The organism is Fibrivirga algicola, assembly GCF_011742925.1.
Taxonomy (GTDB): domain Bacteria; phylum Bacteroidota; class Bacteroidia; order Cytophagales; family Spirosomataceae; genus Fibrella; species Fibrella algicola.
Genome location: NZ_WAEL01000006.1, coordinates 311035 through 328561 on the forward strand (window position 1 = coordinate 311035; position 17527 = coordinate 328561).

The following is a 17527-nucleotide window of genomic DNA, read 5'->3' on the forward strand; positions in this document are numbered from 1 at the left end:
ACCGCCAAAGTTCCGGTGGGCAGTGACCGTTAATGAACCATTATTTCGCCTTCTTAAGCTTAATCAATACAGTGCGGCTTTCATTGCCCTGAAGCAGGCGTCCAATATTTTTCTTGTGGGTGATTACTACCACCAGAAATATAACAAAGCCAAAGGCGATAAGAAGCGGATTCTCAGGTTGGCCCGATATGCGGAGCAGTAACAGTACCGGAAAGGCCAATGCCGCCAAAATAGAACCGAGCGAGACATACTGCGAGGCAATTACCACAAGTAGCCAGACGCCAATGCAAAGAGCGGCTACGTCGGGCTTTATTGCCAGGGCCATACCCAGGAGCGTGGCTACGCCCTTGCCCCCGCGAAACTGGGCGAAAACGGGAAAGAGATGACCTAACACCGCCAGAAAACCAAACATAAGCTGGCATCCCAATACTTCGTCGACCGACAACGTACCCAGCGCGCTAAGAATATGCACCAATGAGGCGGCCGCAAATCCTTTCAGTACATCGACCAGCATAACAACGGTGCCTGCCCGCTTACCCAAAACCCGAAACGTGTTGGTTGCTCCGGCATTACCACTTCCATGCTCACGGATATCAATCTTAAAGAAGGCGCGTCCGTACCAAACGGCAGTCGGAATCGACCCAAGTAAGTAAGCCAGCAACGCGGCTGGGGCAATAGATAAAGTCATTAGTGCGATCTTATGTAGGGCTGTGTCTGAGTCATTTCGTCAGAACTGACCTCAAATTTAGCAAAAAACCAACGAACGCCTTCTAACGCTATCCAAGGAGGCGTTTAGTTACCTAGTGGCTCCTCGTAAACTACTTACCCCCGGCTACCACCTCTACCAACGATTGTTCGGTCAGGTACGTTTGAGCAGTTTGTTGAACGTCCTCCACCGTTACCGTCCGGATGCGGCTGATATAACTACTCAGAAAATCGCTTGGCAGGCCATCGAGCAGGATGAGCTTATACCGATCGGCAATTTCAAAAGGTGTGTTCAGCGACCCTACAAATTCGCCAGCCATATAATTCTGTACTGTCAGCAGTTCGTCGGCAGGGGTGGACTCTGTTTGTAGTTTGTGAATTTCCTTCCAGATTTCGTCGATAGTCTGTTGAGTAAACTCCCGTTTCACATCAGTCCCAATCAGGAATTGCCCTGCCTCGCGGAAAGCACCTACGTTTGATGAAATACCGTACGTAAATCCCTTGTCTTCGCGAATGTTTTTCATCAGCCGGGAGCCGAAATACCCGCCCAGAATTTCGTTTGTGACCAGCATTTTGTAAAAATCGGGGTGGTCACGCTTAAACAGGACGCGGCCCATGCGAATGGTCGATTGCAGACTGCCTGCTTTCTCGATCAGCTCGGGCGTTGAGTCGGTTACGATAGCCGGTGGAGTAGCCAGCGTCGTCGGATTGGTTTGAATGGGTAGCTGGCCCAGGATCTCGTTGACCAACGCGGTTTCTGTCAGCGTAATTTGTCCGGCTAGCAGTACTCGGAAGGGCTGATGGCGAATATGCTGGTTGTAGAAAGCGATGGCTTCGGTGCGGGGCAACGTACCCACCGTATCAGGATGCTGGCTCCGGCCATACGGATGTTGCTGTCCATACAGCTTTTGCCTGAACCGAACACTGGCCAGATGGCTCGTTTTTTCGTAACTGACCTTCAGGTTTTGCAGTGTAATTGAGCGCAGATCTTCAAACTCCTTCTCCGGGTACGTAGCGTCAGTAAGCAGTTCGGCCACTAGTGGCAGAATATTGGCCAAGTGCTTGGGTTGACAGTATACCACCAGGCTACCCCGGTCGAAACCACTGTTGAGCTCCAGAAAAGCACCGTAGCGGTCAAATGCATCGCTGATTTGAGCAGAGGTTCGTGAACTGGTGCCTTCGGCCAGCATTTTCCAGGCGAAAAAAGACGTGGCTGGCTGCTGTTCATACCAGGCTCCCGCATCGATGTTTATCTCGATACGCATAACGGCCTGCTGATCGAAAGCGACAATGTAAAGAGGGGCACCGTTGCTCAACTGCTGCGTGTCTACACGGGCGAGGCTGATATCCTGAACGGGCTGGTAAGCGGGCGCAATGGTGCGGTCGAGTGATGTCATCAGATAATGAAAAACCGGCAACCCACCGAGATGGATTGCCGGTATAAAAACTACGTGTTCAGAAATTAGTTCTCGCTGTCGGTATCTTCAGCTTCGCGCTGCCCTTTGTTGAAGTTGAAGAGCAGGGTTACCCGGAAGGTGTTGGCCAGTGGGCTTCCCGACTTAACAGGCAGCAGATACGAGAAATCGACGCCCAACGAAGGAAGGCGGGCACCAATACCGGCAGTGGCATACTGTCGACCACCTTTCTCCACCGACTCGCCAAAATAGCCTACCCGGGCAGCAAACTGGTTGTTGTACCAGTATTCGGCACCGAACGAGCCGGTAATTTCTTTCAACTCCTCGCTAACGCCGCTAGGCGCATCGGCAAAAGAGCCGAACACCGCGCTTAGGTAAGGACGATTCGGATTTTGGCCAGATATGATAACCCGCTGACCATTGACAATCTGATAAATTGGTGGCGTTGGCACCATCAGCTTATTCAGATCAACCACGAAGTTAAACTTGTTGAGCTGGTCGGCGTGGTACGTAAACATACCACCCAGGCGGAAGTTGGTAGGAATGAAATACCGCTCAGAGCTACCGTAGTTAATCCGGCCACCCAGGTTCGAAATCATCAGACCATACGCCCAGCTGATACCTTTGCCCGTGACATCGTCGCGGATCGAGTTGTTATAGTACGCGCTTAAGTCAAACGCCGCCGTAGACCCCGCCTCAATGGGTGTTTGCCCACTGCCAAACGAAGCGCCGCCGCCCAGGTTAGAATTAAGGTACTTTACGTTAACGCCCATTGAGAAATTACGCGCCAGCCGCCGCGAGTAGCTTGCCGTAAGCGCATACTCTCGTGAGTTGAACGAACCCGCCGACACTCCTTGGCTGGTGGTGAAATCGATAGTGCCCAGATCGAAGTAAAGCAGCGAGAGGCCGATTACCTGATCTTTATCGAGTTTCTTGTAGCCAGAGAAGTAACCATAATACATGTCGCCGATCAGGTCGCGCAGCCAGGGCGTATAGGATACGGCGGCCCCTGAATTTTCTTTGGCGTACACCAGCTTGGATGGATTCCAGAAAATTGAGTTGGCATCGGGATTATCCAGGGCTACACCTGCATCGCCCAGCGCACCCGACCGGGCATCGGGCGTGAAATTTAGAAAAGGCACTGCTGAGTTGGGTACTCGCTGAACCTGACCTGCCAGATTTGTGAGAGACGGAGGTGTTGTTTGGGCTACTGCCGCAAAGCTTGTTACGAGGAAGCCTGCGCTAAGTAGCAAGCTGAAGTACATACGATTCATAAATCCGTTCTAATGGTCTGTCAGTGTGGTGCTCATGCTATACTACTGCGCGACCGCCAAAATTACGAGGTTTCTGCGTGTAGAAAAAAACGATTCTAGTTGTCGGTAAAAAGGAGTCGGCTGCTGGCTCTGGCCTTTTCGCCGGTTTCCGGGTTAGTCAAATCAACCTGTAAGCTATAAATTCCTGCTGCCAGCGGAGCTATTAATCGGTTATAGGCACCAATTGTTATGGTTTCCGAGCAGTCATAGCATTCACCATGTTGCTCAACAAAACGCTTGCCACTCATTGATAATAATCGCCAGGTCCAGCTAAGTGGCTGACCAGGCCGGTTATGCGTTAGTTGCCACTCGCTTTGCTCCCTAATGGGGTTAGGCGCTCCAACCAACCGGCGGATAGTCATGGCTGGCTGTTCGGTAACTACAAATGCCAACGTCGCCTCTGCCAGATTATTGTTAAGGTCAAAAACCCTGGCCCGAACCACGTAGTTGCCAGGAGCCATGTCGCGTAAAGGAAACATAAACTCTCCCGAACGTCCGTCAGCCGAACCCGTATAATAGTCGGTGATGCGCATAGGGGCAGTAGCATCCAGTTGTAGAGTGGGTCCTTGACTGGCTGTCGTTTGTGTGAGGTTAATGCCCGTTTCGTCGGCCACTCGAAGTTGAATGGTCACGGTTGGACCAGTTGCGGATGGGCGTTCAATTTCTGAACCTGACCCAGCCAGCGTTAGCGTTAGGCTCGGGGGACGTGTATCGGCAGGTAACGTACCTGATTTGTTGCTTATTAGTAGGTTCTGGTATCCTCCAACAGCGTCGCTAAGACTGTCGGCTCGAACAGCATAGGCATATACCCGACCAAAGCCAACTGCGGAAGATACCGTTGCTGGTACGGTAAAGCTAACCTGAAAGCGCCCTTGCTGTACTTGTGCCTGGCCTGAGAACAACACACTTTGGTAAGCCTTATATGTGAAGGGGCTGCTTTCGGTACCCCGTGTTTTCAGGGTTAATGGCTTATCATACACCAGTACACGTACGGTACCTGTAAAGTCGCCGGCGGCTAGTGTGCTACTTTGCGGACGCACCTCACCAGCCAGCGTAATGCGTTGGCCAGCCTGTAAGGTGTCGACCCGACTGGGGTTCAGCGGTCGGGTATTCAACTGCGTGAATGTTATAGTCTGTTGGGGGTAAGCCAGCCGCATAGAGGGGTCGCCGAGGAGGGTAAAGTTGCGATTTTGTACCCCACTGATACTGTTGTTCTTCGTATCGCGCATGACATCGCCGAGGCGGGGTAAACCGCCTTCAACCGCTAGAAAAATAGCTTTGTAAAAAGCTTCGTTCAACAGGTAGTTCGTATTCGCAAAAACGGGGCGCGTCGTTGTCAGCAGTCCAATAGCGCCACCTACGCGGTCCAATTGAGCCAGTTCGGCCCCCGACACAACGTTAGGGTCATCGTATCGCCCAAATTCGCAGGTAGCCGTCACGAACAACGGCATTCGGTTGTTTTTCCACGACAAAATATCCTGAACGGTCAGTATCTGTTCCTGTGCCCAGCCTGTTTCACCACCATGACCGGCGTAATTGATCAGGAGCTGTCCCTCGTCGATGGCGCGGTTAATGGCTTTGTTTACCAGTGGTGCCCGCTCGGTTACCAGACCGGTTGGCTGTCCGGCCAGTGTAATCGTGTCCTGCTTGAAAGCATCCAGAAAAAGTCGCTCCGGCCTGAATTCAGGGTGCCGGGCCTCGACAAGTGCCGCGAGTTGGTCTTCGTCGTTCTGGTGAATATTGGCATCGCCATCGTCGGCTACCAGTAGCAATTTGGTGCGCCAGTCACCCAGTAATCGATTGTCTGAGGCGTAGCGAATTAGTTTATCCACTACATTCCGGGCTTCGGCAGGGGTCTTCACGGCAAGTCGGCCAACGCCAATATCGAGCCGTGTGTTGTCGTCGTAGGTTTCCGGCCATTCGCCGTCTTCATTTTTTAGGAAGCCAAAATAATCGTCTGATGAAAAGCTACGCACCGGGTCAAGCGATTCGCGGCTCTCGTAAGTCGGAATCAGATTGACGGTCTGGCTGGCTGTTAACGATTTGGTTTTACCTCGATAATCAAAGGAGGCGTCACCCATCAGCAGCAGGTAGCGCAACGTACCCGGCTGTTTCATTGTAAAGAACCGGGCGGCGTCCCGGATAGCTGACACATCGGGTTGGCCCGACGAAAACTCATTGTACACTTGGGCGGTAGTAGCTACCAACACCGTCAGTTTATCATTAGTCCGCCGAAACTGAGCCAGCCGCTCGGCCTGATCACGCCAGGCAGCAGGCGTAATAATCAGCAGGTTTGGCGTTGGTTCGGCGCGAAGATTCTGATTAGCTATGGAATAAACCGCGGCAGGAGCGCCAACATTGCGCAGGGTGTGTAAATAAAAAGCGGCAGTGTCGGCAGCAGTCCAAGTAGCTTGTGCGCCATTGAGCGCGTAAGCTTGCTGAGTAGGCGTGATCGGATTCGAGACATCCCAGATCAGCAGGTCGCTGGTTGCCTGCCGGGCCATGTAACTACCCCGCCCACCCCATACCAGCGTGGGTACATCGTATTGGCGGATTTCGCGCCGTGTCTGCACCGCCACATAGTTCATATACGCTACCGCACCACTACCTCCCTGCCGGTCATAGGTTAGGGTAAGCCGGAGTTCGTCGGGAGTAGTAGGAAGAATGGCCTGACCCGTTACGGTTCTCGCAGAGCCTCGGGGAGCAAACCGATACCCGCTGATCGCATCGAACGTAGTACTTGCTAGGACCGTGTTATCGTAGGAAGCCACAAAGGAGGAGGGAGAAAGCGATACACCTACGGCCGACAGCGTTACGTAAGTAGGAGCGCCAGCAATGCGGCCCGGCAGCTGAAATGGGGCAAACTGCTGTGGGTACGTTCCGTAGTAATCGCCCACCCATTCCCGGCCCGAGTTGATCAGGTTCGTAGTATCGCGCTCATAGTAGGCGTAATGATCGAACGTACTGATAGCAGGCAACCCGGCTGCTGAGCCCGGCTGGCGTGTAGCAATACGCCGCCCCGGAGCCGGGCCAAGGGTAAGAAAATAGAAGGTGGTATCGCTGTAGGGATTTAGCTGATGCTGGAATCGGCCCGTTGCGGGGCTACGCGTGACTGTCTGCGGCCCCTGTGCGTAAAAACGAAGCACATCTCCCGTATCAAAACGTCCATCTTCCTCGCCTGTCACCTGAATGGCATTTTCTAGTAAATCAACGGGCCGGGCCGTTGCGTTTGGCTGAGGCAGCGGGGCTCCCCCATTTCCATATAGCCTGAAGCGACGCGGGTCGGCTGTACGGAATGACGGGTTAAGAGCCGAAAGCGTATTGTAGTCTAACTGGTAGACTCCCGTACCTAACACGCCGATTTTGTACCATGTACCTGATTGTAACACCGATTGCGCCTGAGCTGTGCCGAACATAATCAGGTTGCACTGACATAAGAGCAACAAACACAGCCACTGAGAAACCGTGAATAGCTGCCCCTGACGTGATGTGTTGTCGCGGTTACGCACTGTACGGTACAGGTTAGGCATTGCTCAAGTGGTTTTCGTCAAGAATCATAACCAGTACATCAGCTAAAACGGCATATGAACGGCCAGACTGCATCTCTTTACAAACGATACGGGAACGGCGTAACTTACCCCGAACATACCTTTTTTTCTGTAGTTGGAACAGCTGTCCCTCCGCTAGTTGCCGTAGTCGACACTGCCCTTCGGCGGGCTGGGCCACAGTTTGAGCATTGTGGTGCTGTAGTGCCTGCATCAACGCAGGCTGGGCCGATGTAGTTGCCGCTGGCTTAGTCATGTAGTGGCGAAGTGGCACCAGCACATCGGCCGGAAAGACTGCTTCGGTCAGCAGCGGCGCCATAAGTCGCTGAAACTGGACTTGCCAGGTACGTCCATGTGGCTTCCCGACACGCTTATAGGTATGGTACACGGCGCAATGCGCCACCTCATGCACGTAAGTAATCAGGAAGGCGTAAGGATTTAGATCAGCGTTGACGGTGATGTGCGTAGTACCATCGGGAAGAGCCCTGAAATCGCCCAGGCGAGTACGTCGAGGTCTGACGACTCGTAAGCTAAACGGAAACTGCTGCTGAAGCTGCTGGCAATAGATAACTGCCGGGGCGGGAACATGTTGAGTAAGTTGACGAAGCACAGGGGTATAAAAACAGAAAAGCCCTACGAAAATAGGGCTTTTTCTGAGTTGCTGGAAGGCAACTAAAATTACTTCGCGCTGTCGGCAGGAGCAACGGTAGCAGCGGCAGCTGAATCAACCGTGGTGGCAGCTGAATCGACAACGGCAGATGCTGAGTCAACAACAGCAGCAGTAGAATCAACTGCAGCTTCTTCAGTTTTTGGCTTGCTTTCGCATGATGCCAGCGTAAGAACGCTACCTACAAACAGGAGGGCGATAACTTTTTTCATGATAAGTCTTGGTGGCTTTAAAGTTTCCGGCCCAAAAGTAGACACTACCTTGGTAATGTGCAATATAGCCAGCCAATTATTTTCCTAAAACAGCTTTCGTCTTGAAAAAGTACAGTATGCTATTTCTATAGAGAAAGCTCAGAATACATCCTCATTCTGGCGGCCTGTACGTGCCTTAATGCGGTCATATACGCCAGTACTGCGAAACGTGAGGAGTTTATGACCGAAAAAGTTGGCCAAAAAGCTGAAGCCCATGCCAACTACGTGGGAGAATTTTTCGCGCCAGAACACTGACAGTTTACCAGCTAAAAGGGGATCTGCAATCCATTTGAGTGTTGCAGCAGCAATACCCACTTGCACAGCCCAGGCTATTAAGGCAATAACCAAATACTTGATGGCTTCGCGGCCTGAGTTTCCGGTTCCTTTGGCTGAGAAGGCAAATAACTTGGTTGGAATAAAGCTAACTACGGTAGCTGTCAGGTAGCCAAGGAGTACGCTTGTGCCGAAACTGAAGTAGTCGCGGTAGTAAATCTGACTAAAGAAGTTTACTGAAGCACCAAGCAGAGCCGTCAGGAAGAAGGAAAGAAATTCCCGTTGTGCTTTATATTTCTCTGTTTGCACGATGCTTAGTTCGACAGGCTGCACGTTAGCTGGATTATTGATTGCGGTCACAAAAGTACACTGTGCCCTTTTGTTCTGTTACTTAAATCCCATCTACTGAGTAAACGGGATTGCAACAGCTTTGTGCGGCGCTAAATTACCCGCTGAAAAAGCCCGGGAACTACACCCAGCACGATAGTTATCACGGTAGCGGCAATCAGCATAAACCGGTAAAAAGGCGCTACCCGAATCGCTTCGGCGTTGCCTTCACGGAAGTACATGGCAATGATAACCCGGAAGTAATAATAAATGCTAACCGCCGACATCAGTACGGCCACTACTAAAATCCAAACGAGCCCTCTATCTACCGCTGTTGAGAACAACATAAATTTACCCCAAAATCCGGCTGTTAATGGGATACCTGCCAGTGACAACATGGCCACGGTCATGACAAAACCCAGCAACGGGTTTGCACGAGCCAGGCCATTAAATGCTTCGTAGCTCTCATCGGGTCGGGTAAGTGTGGTTTGGTCTCCAACAAGCGCATCGTTAATAGGCCGGTTTTTAACGACCAACAGCAAAATACCAAAAGCTGCAATGGTTGATACTGAATACGCTAGCGAGTAGAACGCAATAGCTCCTTTTGACTGCTGTGTCAGTCCAATCAAACCAATCAACAGATAACCGGCATGTGAGATGCTTGAATAGGCCATCATACGCTTGAAGCTACTTTGGTATACAGCCGTAATGTTGCCAATCACTAGCGTCAGTATAGTAATTACTGCCAGCACCTGTACCCAGTATGCATAAACACTGCCAGTGTTAAAGCAAACCATCAACACGCGCAACAGGGCCGCGAAGCCAGCAGTTTTTACTACTGTCGACATGAAAGCGGTAAATAACGAAGGAGCGCCGTCGTACACGTCGGGTGTCCAGAAGTGGAATGGAGCGGCTGATACTTTAAATAGCATACCAATCAGCAGCATGAACATACCAGTGTACAGCAGCAGCGGCGATGTCTGGGCTGCGGCCATGCTGTTTACTGCACTGGCGATTCCTGAAATGGTAAACGTACCTGTGGCGCCATAGAGCAAAGCCATACCGAACAGCAAAATTCCGGTGGCGAACGAACCCATCAGGAAGTACTTCAATGCCGCTTCATTTGAACGGAGGTTCCGCTTGTCACTACCTGTCAGCACATACATGGCAACAGACAAGACTTCGATCCCGACAAAAAGCATCAACAAGTTCTCGTAGCCGATCATCATGATCGCACCAACCAGCGAGAACAGCATGATCGCGTAATATTCGGCAGGTTGTCCCTCTTCATCGTCAAGCAAACTACCTGACAGAGCGACAATCATAAATGCCGAAAACAACACAATGCCGATGAAAACCATTGCCAGGTTGTCGATAACCAGCATCTCGTTGAAATAGACAAACGTCTTGTTCCAGTCGTAGAAGTTAGCCACGGTTGCTATCAGGAGGCAGACCAGGGTAGCAGGCAGCAAAACGGCCCGCGACTTCAGGAAGCCCAAAAACAGCAATACAATGCCAGAAACAGAAAGGACAACGATGGGAAACATATGCTTTTAAGTCGTAAGTTCTACGTCGTAAGTCTGGAAAGTCGTGAAGGGAAGTAACAGTAAATCACTGGTTACTTGCCTGTTTGCCTGGTAGTCTGCTAAGTCAGATTATGACGTATGATTTTCCAGATCAATGACCTCTCGGACGATGGCGACTATTTTATGAATTGCAATAAATTGGCAACGGCAGGTTCGGTCAGCTTTAGGAAGGAGGCCGGATACAGACCCATCCAGAAAACAAATACACTAAGTATCAACAGGGTATAGCTTTCGGTTCCGCTTAGGTCAATTACCGACTCTGTACGGCTACTCGTTGCGCCGAACATGCTCTTCTGATACATCCGAAGCATATACACTGCACCAAAAATGATGGTCAGACCAGCTACGAGGCCCAGATAATGATTATAAGCGTATACACCCGCCAGCAACAGAAATTCACCCACAAACCCGTTTGTCAGGGGAAGGGCCACGCTGCCGAGCAGGATAATCATGAAGTAGACTGTCAATTTGGGCGTCGACCGGGTGATGCCACCCAATTGATCGAGTTGGCGGGTACCGGTACGTTGCAGGATCAGTTCAGCAATGAAGAACAAGCCTACCACGTTGATGCCGTGAGCAAGCATCTGAATCAACGCACCTTGTAACCCCATTTCCGAGCGCGAAAAGACACCAGCAGCCATCAAGCCAACGTGCGAGAACGACGAGTAAGCAATGAGCCGCTTCATGTCGCGCTGACGAATAGCGATGACGGCGCCGTATACGATGCCAATAATTGATAGAGTAATGGCTAAACCGCCCCACCGGTCAACTCCGGCCGGAACGATGGGCAGCAATAGACGGATGAGGCCGTAGACACCCATTTTTAGCATGATACCAGCCAGTAGCATGGTAGCAGGTGTGGGTGATTCCACGTAGGTGTCGGGCTGCCAGGTATGAAATGGAAAGACAGGCATCTTCACGGCAAAAGCAATAAAGAACGCCCAGAATATCCAACCCTGCTGAACAGGACTTAGATTCAGAGCGTATAAGTCAGCAATGGCCGAGCTATGAACCCCTGTGGTTGTGACGGGCGTGTTAGCGTACAGATAAACCAGCGCTACCAGCATGAGCAGGCTACCGAAGATCGTGTACACGAAAAACTTGAAGGTGACCTTAATTCGGTTTTCCCCGCCCCACATCGCTGCCAGGAAGTAGATGGGAATCAAGGCCGCTTCGAAGAACAGGTAGAACAGGAAGCCGTCGCGGGCTACAAAAACGCCCATAAGCGCTGCCTGCATAAACAGAATCAGCGAATAGAATGAGTTGGTGCGATCGTATGATTGCTTGAAGGTTGATAGTACGATCAACGGCGTAACCAGGCCAGTCAGGATAACAGGCAGCAAGCTGATACCGTCAATAGCACCCGCGAAGCGAATACCGCTTTTGCCGTCGGCAGCATTGAATAGCCACGCATAGTCGAAGCCAAACTGGAAATCAGCATTAGCCGTGAAGGAAAGGAAAACGTAGGCTGTTAGGGCCAATTCGACCAACGTACCCACCAATGCGGTGATGCGGGCCAGTTCACGGGACGAAAATAGTACCGCTATGGCCGCTACGATGGGGCAAAAAATTAGGGATAACGTAAGCATGGTTAAGTAGCTGTAACGGTTATTTCCCGCCGATGAAGGGGAGAGTAAAGAAGCGAAGGGCAACGATTAGTGTGATACTGAGCACCATCAGCAGAATATACAGACTGATAGAACCGCTCTGTACGCGCCGCAACGCCGTAGCGCTTCCACGAACAGCGAAGGCTACGCCACCCACAACGGCATCGATAGCGAATTCGCCAAGGCTGTAAAAGGCATCACCTAATGCCCGAACAGGCCGAACAACCAGATTTTCGTAGAATTCGTCGATGTAATATTTGCCGTAGATGACTTGTTGTGGTAATGAGCGGGCTTCTGAGTCTGGAGCCGGAACAGCAGCATTCCGAACATACATAATATAGGCGCCAATGGCAGCCAGAACAGCAATGCCCGCCGAAAGGCCCATCAGTAGCATTTCGGTACCATGATCCAGCGCGTTCGCTTCAAAAATGGCCGGGTTCGCCTGGCGTGCTTCATCAAACAGGGGCGACATGAACTCTGCCAGTCGGGCCGAACCACCCAATACTTCAGGTACGTTCATAAAACCACCTACGGCTGATAGAACCGCCAATACCATCAAGGGTAAAGTCATGCTTAGCGGCGATTCGTGCAAGTGGTGTTTCTGCTCCGACGTACCCCGGAATTCGCCGAAGAAGGTCAGGAACAACAGGCGGAACATATAGAATGAGGTCATGGCCGAACCAATCACGCCCAATACCCACATTACTTTGCTGTGCTCGAACACGTGTGCCAAAATTTCATCTTTCGAGAAGAAGCCGGCGAAGGGAGGAATACCAGCTATGGCGATGGTACCAATCAGAAACGTCCAAAACGTGATGGGCAGTGATTTACGCAGACCGCCCATGTTCCGGATATCCTGCTCGTCAGACATGGCGTGAATCACGCTACCCGCGCCCAGGAACAGCAATGCCTTGAAGAACGCGTGGGTAATTACGTGGAACATGCTGGCGGTGTAAGCCGTAGCGCCCAGACCCATAAACATGTAGCCAAGCTGCGACACGGTCGAGTAAGCCAAAACTTTCTTGATATCGTTTTGCAACAGACCGATTGAGGCGGCAAGCAACGCCGTGGCAATGGCAATGCCGCCGATAATGTCGAGCGTCAGCGGGGCTAGTGAGAATAGGACGTTGGCCCGAACCACCATGTAAATACCCGCCGTTACCATCGTTGCCGCGTGAATCAGAGCCGACACAGGTGTTGGACCGGCCATGGCGTCGGGCAACCAAGTGTAGAGCGGAATCTGCGCTGATTTACCCATGGCGCCTACAAACAAGAGCAACGTAATCGTCAGAATTACCTTGTCATTCACTTCCATACCCACAGCCTGTGTGAATACGTCAGTGTACTCGACCGAACCGAAGGTGGCCATGATAGTGAAGATACCCAGCAGAAAGCCCAAGTCACCAATGCGGTTCATGACAAAGGCTTTGCGGGCCGCATTGTTGTAGCTGGTATTCGTGTTCCAGAAGCCGATGAGCAGGTACGAGCACAGCCCGACGCCTTCCCAGCCAATGAACATGATGACGAAGTTCGAGCCGAGCACCAGCAACAGCATGAAGAACAGGAACAGGTTCAGAAAGGCCATGAACTTGCCATACCCTGCATCGTGATGCATATAGCCAATGCTATACAAATGAATCAGCGAACCGATGCCCGTTACGATGCTCAACATTAGCATGGTCAGCTGATCGATCTGAAACGAGAAGTTAATGTGAAAATCGCCAACGCTGATCCAATCGAAGAGGACGGACTTAATTACAGCGTTTTGCCCTGCACCAAACGCTCCCCAGAGCAGACAAACACAAATAAACGCCAGAACGGGCCCCGCCAGCCCAATAATGCCAACTAGCGAAGAGGGTACCCTGCGGAACCCCAGGCCATTGATTATAAAACCCAGAAGGGGAAGAAGAGGTATTAAAAGACAGAGTAGATCGGTAGACATAAGAACCTGAAGGTTCAAGCTTCCGGTGGCAGGTTTTAGGTTTTAACTGCTTCGCTAAATCAGTAGTACGGTACTAAGCGAAGCACTTGAAACCTAAAATTTGACACAAGAAACTGATTTCACCATTTAAGTTTATTCAGCACGCCGATATCCGTAGTGCGAAGGTTACGATAAATCATAACAATAATGGCCAGGCCAACTGATACTTCAGCAGCGGCAACGGCCATGATAAAGAAAACGAATACCTGTCCCGCAGGATCGGAGCGGTATGACGAGAAAGCGATGAGGAGTGTGTTTACAGCGTTGAGCATCAGCTCAATCGACATGAACATCACGATGGCGTTTCGCCGGGTCAGCACACCGATGATGCCGATGACAAACAGAGCGGTGCTGAAGATGAGGTAATAATTCAGAGGAATCTGCTGGATTACTTCCGGAATGGTAGCCGCTGCGTCAATAGGTTGCATAAAAGCTGTGAATGGGATCGTGCGGGCAAAGGTAGAAGAAAATCTATTTTTTCCCGTTTAAGGCACCAGTGAATAGGCGCAACCGTATCTCGGTGAAGCGCCGTTTAGTGTCTAAAGAGAAATCGCCTTTCTGAATCCAGTCGTAAAATGAAGGTTCTGTTTTAAGTACGTCAAGCACGGATTTACCGGCATGTTTGCCAAAATTAATGATCTCTTCCCCTTTTTCGTTGAAGATCATCCGACCGGCCAGATCTACGTTATTGTTTCGGGCTATAGAAGCAAGAACTTCCATATCATTATCAATGGTAAATTCTACTTTACGCTGTTCATCCCGAATAGTCCGTCCAGTATGGTTTTCCACGATCGAGCCCAGCACCTCGAAGGTGGCCAGGGTATCGGCTTCAGCACCGTGGGCGCCCACTAGTTCTTTACCGCAGAAATGACGGTAGGCGGCCGTCAAGTTACGGGGTTCCATGAGGTGATAAATACGCTGTACATCAACCATGCGGCGGTTTTTGATGTCAAAGTCGACGTTGGCACGCAAGAATTCTTCAACCAGTAGCGGAATATCGAACCGATTACTGTTAAAGCCCGCTAAGTCGCAGCCGTCTAGAAATTGCGCCAGCACTTTGGCAATGCTCTTGAATGTAGGCGCCTCTTTCACATCCTCATCATAGATCCCGTGAATCAGGCTGGTCTCGATGGGAATGGGAATGCCGGGATTTACCCGGTACGTTTTCACCACCAGTTCACCGGGCATCCTGTCTTTGCCGGGCAGGGCTTTGGCTACGCAGATCTCCACAATCCGGTCTTTGGCCGGATTGACCCCCGTTGTTTCGAGATCAAAAATGGCCAGTGGTTTCTTTAATAAAAACGGATGAGTCATGAGACACGGGAGTTGCGCCGGTTTACTTAGCGACTGCAAAAATAGCGACGGGTTCGACACATCTACGATTTAACATCCGAACCCACCTCTGGCGAACGGTGTTTTTTTGGTATGACCGAATACCTCAAAGATGCTTTACGGAAGGCGGCTTCGTTCTGCGCCTATCAGGAACGTACCCAGCAGGAAGTGCGGAAACGCCTTGATGCGTGGGATATCTACGGCGATGATGCGGAGGAAATTATTGCTGAACTGATTACGCAGGGTTTCCTCAGCGAAGAGCGATTTGCTACAGCTTTCGCGGGAGGGAAGTTCAGAATAAAGGGTTGGGGCAAACGAAAGATCACGCAGGAACTAGCGCAACGGGGTATTACGGGCTATAACCTGAACAAGGCCCTTGCCGAGATAAAGCCTGACGATTACCGGGGGAAGCTAACCGACCTATTGGAAAAGAAGCGCCGTCAGGTACGTGACGATAATCCCTTGGTGGTAAAACAAAAACTGGCTCGGTATGCCCTCAGTAAAGGCTACGAGCCAGCGTTAGTCTGGGAAGTACTGGGGACTGAAGAATAAAAAGAGTGTAAGAGGCACAGAACACACAGGTGTTATAGTGAAAATTCACTATAACACCTGTGTGTTCTGTGCCTCTTACACTCTTTCACTTAAAAATCTTCCTCCAGTGAGAATTTAGACCCTTCGTTTTCTTTCGTCGACGCCATGACGCCAGCTTTCTGGTATTCGCCGACGCGTTTTTCGAAGAAGTTGGTTTTACCCTGTAGCGAGATCATGTCCATGAAATCGAATGGGTTCGACGCGTTGTATACTTTGTTGAGGTTCAACGACATCAATAGGTGATCGGCCACAAACTCGATGTATTGTTTCATCAATTCGGCGTTCATCCCGATCAGCGACACGGGCAGCGCATCAGTTACGAATTCCTGCTCGATTGCCACTGCATCGCGGATGATCTGATACACGGCCTCGGGGTCCATCTGATTCTTGATGTGATCCGTATAGAGTAGGCAGGCGAAATCGCGGTGTAGTCCTTCATCGCGAGAGATCAGCTCATTTGAGAAGGTAAGGCCGGGCATCATACCGCGTTTTTTCAGCCAGAAAATTGAGCAGAACGAGCCTGAGAAGAAAATACCCTCAACGGCCGCAAACGCAATCAGTCGTTCAGCAAATGTGCCATTCTCGATCCAGCGCAACGCCCACTCTGCCTTCTTCTGAACGCAGGGAATCGTGTCAATGGCGTTCAACAGCCGGTCTTTCTCAACGGGGTCTTTGATGTAGGTATCAATCAGCAACGAATAGGTTTCTGAGTGAATATTCTCCATCATGATCTGAAATCCGTAGAAGCATTTTGCTTCGGCGTACTGTACTTCCGACAGAAAATTGACCGCCAGGTTCTCGTTCACGATCCCGTCTGAAGCCGCAAAAAAGGCCAGGATATGCGAGATGAAGTGGCGTTCGCCGTCATTCAGGTTATTCCAGTCGGTCATGTCCTGACCTAAGTCAATCTCTTCAGCGGTCCAGAACGAAGCTTCATGCTTTTTGTACATCTGCCAGATGTCACTGTGCTTGATCGGAAAGAGCACAAACCGGCTTTTGTCTTCTTCGAGAATAGGCTCAATTGCAGTTGCTGTAAGCATGCGTAGGTGAGGTTTTAACGGTTGTATAGTATTCGTGCAAAAGGCACGATACAGATTGTTTACGTGCTAACAAAAATAGCCGATTCGTCCACCCGAACAGCGGTAAAGAAGGAATAAATTTCAGGGTGTCCTATTGGTTACAAAACACTTAAAAATAGTCAACTTGCTGTGAGCTAGTAAACTAACTTAGTGGTAACCGTATTGATTATCAGAAGGCTTTACTGAGCGGCCTTCAATTTGTCGGTTAAGCGTTTTTTAAACTTCTCAACCTTCGGTTCCGACACAGACCGAATGTAAGCTTCGTCGGGGTGAGCACGATAGTATCCCTGGTGGTATACCTCAGCTGGATAAAATACGTTGAAAGGGACTACCTGTGTAACCACCTGATCAGTATGCTCAGCAGTAGCATTGAAGCGCTTGATGGCTGCGTCAATGCTTGCTTTTTCAGCGGGTGACCGATAAAAGGCAACTGACCGATACTGTTTCCCGGCATCTGGGCCCTGCCGGTTCAGCGTGGTAGGATCGTGCGCGTACAAAAAGGCTTTAACCAGCGTATCATAGGGAATCACTTTGGGGTCGTAGTAGACCTGCACAGATTCTGCATGGCCAGTTTCGTTATTACCAACTTGCTCATAAGTCGGGTTTTCTTCAATGCCGCCCGAATAGCCCGACACTGCCTCCCGAACCCCGCGGAGCAGTTCAAACTCTTCTTCAACGCACCAGAAGCAACCCCCTGCAAAGGTAGCCACGGCCTCTCCGGGCTGGAGAGTAGGCAATTTGGCAGGTGACGTGTCCTTTACAGTAGGTTGGTTATCGCTATCGGTACCTTTTTTTGTGGCGCAGCCAAAATAGAGGGGAATCAGAAGTAAAAGCAGAAAGTGCCGCATTGGTATA

The 17527-nt window shown here is 50.7% G+C and carries 15 protein-coding genes; 1 reads left to right on the forward strand and 14 read right to left on the reverse strand.

What is annotated here, in order from left to right:
- Window positions 1–40: 40 nt before the first annotated feature.
- The 12 genes from plsY to F7231_RS17625 form a co-directional block, all read right to left on the reverse strand.
- Window positions 41–688, reverse strand: a complete 648-nt coding sequence (gene plsY, locus F7231_RS17570) for a glycerol-3-phosphate 1-O-acyltransferase PlsY (RefSeq protein ID WP_085411832.1) — start codon at window positions 686–688, stop codon at window positions 41–43.
- Between the two features lie 130 nt (window positions 689–818).
- Entirely contained in the window at window positions 819–2102 is a 1284-nt protein-coding gene (locus F7231_RS17575; RefSeq protein WP_166692873.1) for a M16 family metallopeptidase, read from the reverse strand.
- 65 nt (window positions 2103–2167) lie between these two features.
- Window positions 2168–3394 (reverse strand): type IX secretion system outer membrane channel protein PorV, encoded by a 1227-nt coding sequence (porV, locus tag F7231_RS17580; protein WP_085411833.1) that lies wholly within the window; start codon window positions 3392–3394, stop codon window positions 2168–2170.
- 95 nt (window positions 3395–3489) lie between these two features.
- Window positions 3490–6963: a type IX secretion system sortase PorU gene (gene porU, locus F7231_RS17585; RefSeq protein ID WP_166692874.1), complete on the reverse strand. Its 3474-nt coding sequence runs from the start codon at window positions 6961–6963 to the stop codon at window positions 3490–3492.
- A complete protein-coding gene (locus F7231_RS17590) occupies window positions 6956–7588 on the reverse strand; it encodes a SprT family zinc-dependent metalloprotease (RefSeq protein WP_166692875.1) in 633 nt (210 codons plus the stop codon). The genes porU and F7231_RS17590 overlap by 8 nt, the downstream gene beginning before the upstream one ends.
- Window positions 7589–7656: 68 nt before the next feature.
- A complete protein-coding gene (locus F7231_RS17595) occupies window positions 7657–7857 on the reverse strand; it encodes a PG1828 family lipoprotein (RefSeq protein WP_085411836.1) in 201 nt (66 codons plus the stop codon).
- 138 nt (window positions 7858–7995) lie between these two features.
- A complete protein-coding gene (locus tag F7231_RS17600) occupies window positions 7996–8502 on the reverse strand; it encodes a GtrA family protein (protein WP_085415054.1) in 507 nt (168 codons plus the stop codon).
- A 107-nt stretch (window positions 8503–8609) separates the two neighbouring features.
- Window positions 8610–10043 carry an NADH-quinone oxidoreductase subunit N gene (locus F7231_RS17605; protein ID WP_166692876.1) on the reverse strand — a complete coding sequence of 478 codons (1434 nt, stop codon included), beginning with the start codon at window positions 10041–10043 and terminating at the stop codon, window positions 8610–8612.
- Between the two features lie 155 nt (window positions 10044–10198).
- A complete protein-coding gene (locus tag F7231_RS17610; RefSeq protein ID WP_166692877.1) occupies window positions 10199–11671 on the reverse strand; it encodes a complex I subunit 4 family protein in 1473 nt (490 codons plus the stop codon).
- 19 nt (window positions 11672–11690) lie between these two features.
- Window positions 11691–13631: an NADH-quinone oxidoreductase subunit L gene (gene nuoL / locus F7231_RS17615; protein ID WP_166692878.1), complete on the reverse strand. Its 1941-nt coding sequence runs from the start codon at window positions 13629–13631 to the stop codon at window positions 11691–11693.
- Between the two features lie 119 nt (window positions 13632–13750).
- Window positions 13751–14098 carry an NADH-quinone oxidoreductase subunit NuoK gene (gene nuoK, locus F7231_RS17620; RefSeq protein WP_085411840.1) on the reverse strand — a complete coding sequence of 116 codons (348 nt, stop codon included), beginning with the start codon at window positions 14096–14098 and terminating at the stop codon, window positions 13751–13753.
- A gap of 43 nt (window positions 14099–14141) precedes the next feature.
- A complete protein-coding gene (locus F7231_RS17625) occupies window positions 14142–14984 on the reverse strand; it encodes a 3'-5' exonuclease (protein ID WP_085411841.1) in 843 nt (280 codons plus the stop codon).
- 111 nt (window positions 14985–15095) lie between these two features.
- On the opposite strand from F7231_RS17625, the gene F7231_RS17630 reads away from it, so the two are divergent.
- Window positions 15096–15554, forward strand: coding sequence for a regulatory protein RecX (locus F7231_RS17630; protein ID WP_085411842.1), 459 nt, complete (start codon window positions 15096–15098; stop codon window positions 15552–15554).
- 89 nt (window positions 15555–15643) lie between these two features.
- Here F7231_RS17630 and F7231_RS17635 read toward each other — a convergent pair whose 3' ends face one another.
- Both F7231_RS17635 and msrA read right to left on the reverse strand, forming a co-directional pair.
- Window positions 15644–16633 (reverse strand): ribonucleoside-diphosphate reductase small subunit, encoded by a 990-nt coding sequence (locus F7231_RS17635; RefSeq protein ID WP_085411843.1) that lies wholly within the window; start codon window positions 16631–16633, stop codon window positions 15644–15646.
- 218 nt (window positions 16634–16851) lie between these two features.
- A complete protein-coding gene (gene msrA / locus F7231_RS17640) occupies window positions 16852–17520 on the reverse strand; it encodes a peptide-methionine (S)-S-oxide reductase MsrA (RefSeq protein ID WP_166692879.1) in 669 nt (222 codons plus the stop codon).
- Between the last annotated feature and the right edge of the window lie 7 nt (window positions 17521–17527).